A 2,006-nucleotide genomic window follows, 5' to 3' on the forward strand; every position below is an offset into this window, starting at 1 on the left:
GAAGTCGACGTCGACAGGCTATCCACCGTGCTGTTGGTCGTGCTCAGGCCGGTCGACAGGGAGCTGACGCCCGTGGATAGCGAGCTGGCCGTCGTCGAGGTCGACGTCGACAGCGAGCTCAGACCCGTTGAAGTCGAGGTCGAGAGGCTATCCACCGTGCTGTTTGTTGTGCTCAAGCCGGTCGACAGTGAGCTGACACCCGTCGACAGCGAACTAGCCGTCGTCGATGTCGAGGTCGACAGCGAACTCAGGCCCGTCGAAGTCGACGTCGAGAGGCTATCTACCGTGCTGTTCGTCGTGCTCAAGCCAGTCGACAACGAGCTGACTCCCGTGGACAACGAACTAGCCGTCGTCGAGGTCGACGTCGACAGCGAGCTCAACCCCGTCGAAGTCGAGGTCGAGAGACTATCAACCGTGCTATTCGTCGTGCTCAAACCAGTCGACAGCGAGCTGATGCTCGTGGCAATCGAACCAGTCGAGGTCGACAGACTATCGATCGCCTGATTAGCCGCATACAGTTGCGAGCCATTGATCGCGTCCGTGCTCGTGGCGCTGATCTCGCCCGCCGCGACATTCGTGATCTGCCGTTCCGCACCGGACGCGCCCACGCTGACCACGCTCGCCGGCTTCGTCCCTGCGAAGTTATACGTCGCGCCACCGATCGTCGCGCTCGAGGTCGGGTGTGCGGCCCCGGTCACGGAGCCCGCGCCCAGCGCGACATCGCCCGCGGCGGTCGCCGCTACCGCGTTCGCGCCGATTGCCACGCCGTTCGTCACCGCGGCGTTCGCTCCATCGCCGACCGCCACGCCGCTGGCTCCCGCCGCCGTCGCATTGGTGCCGGCCGCCAGCGCGTTCACGCCAGTCGCACCGTCGTTCTTGTAGTTGCCTGCCTGCGTGCCGTTGTCGTTCACGCTGAAATAATGCGTGCGCGTCGTCGAAACCAGGGTCGACAGCGACGACATGCCCACCGATGTAGACGACGACAGACTCGTCAGATTGCTGTTGGTCGTGCTCAGACCGGTCGACAACGAGCTCACGCCCGTGGACAGCGAGCTGGCCGTCGTCGAGGTCGAGGTCGACAGCGAACTCAGGCCCGTCGACAGTGAACTCACGCCGGTGGACAACGAACTGGCCGTCGTCGAAGTCGACGTCGACAGCGAACTCAGCGACGTCGACAGTGAGCTCACGCCGGTCGAAGTCGAGCTCGACAAGCTATTCACCGTGCTATTCGTCGTGCTCAAGCCAGTCGACAGTGAGCTCACGCCCGTGGACAACGAGCTGGCCGTCGTCGAAGTCGACGTCGACAACGAACTCAGCGACGTCGACAGCGAGCTCACGCCGGTCGAAGTCGAACTCGACAAGCTATTCATCGTGCTGTTGGTCGTGCTCAAGCCAGTCGACAGCGAACTCACGCCCGTGGACAGCGAGCTGGCCGTCGTCGAAGTCGACGTCGACAACGAACTCAGCGACGTCGACAGCGAGCTCACGCCGGTCGAAGTCGAACTCGACAGGCTATTCACCGTGCTATTGGTCGTGCTCAAGCCAGTCGACAGCGAACTCACGCCCGTGGACAGCGAGCTGGCCGTCGTCGAGGTCGACGTCGAAAGCGAACTCAAGCCCGTGGACAACGAACTCACACCGGTCGACGTCGAGCTCGACAAACTGTTCACCACGCTGTTCGTCGTGCTCAAACCAGTCGAAAGCGAGCTCACGCCCGTGGACAGCGAACTCACACCGATCGACGTCGAGCTCGACAGGCTATTCACCGTGCTGTTCGTCGTGCTCAAGCCGGTCGAAAGCGAGCTCACGCCCGTGGACAGCGAGCTGGCCGTCGTCGAGGTCGACGTCGACAGCGAACTCAGCCCCGTCGAAGTCGAACTCGACAGGCTGTTCACCGTGCTGTTCGTCGTGCTCAACCCCGTCGACAGTGAGCTCACGCCCGTGGACAGCGAGCTGGCCGTCGTCGAGGTCGACGTCGACAGCGAACTCAGCCCCGTCGAAGTCGA

1 pseudogene is annotated in these 2,006 nt (G+C 63.1%); it reads right to left on the minus strand.

What is annotated here, in order from left to right:
* Positions 1-2,006 (minus strand): annotated as a pseudogene (locus BTH42_RS36550) (hemagglutinin); the annotation flags it as partial.

Source organism: Burkholderia sp. SRS-W-2-2016, assembly GCF_001931485.1.
Lineage (GTDB): Bacteria > Pseudomonadota > Gammaproteobacteria > Burkholderiales > Burkholderiaceae > Paraburkholderia.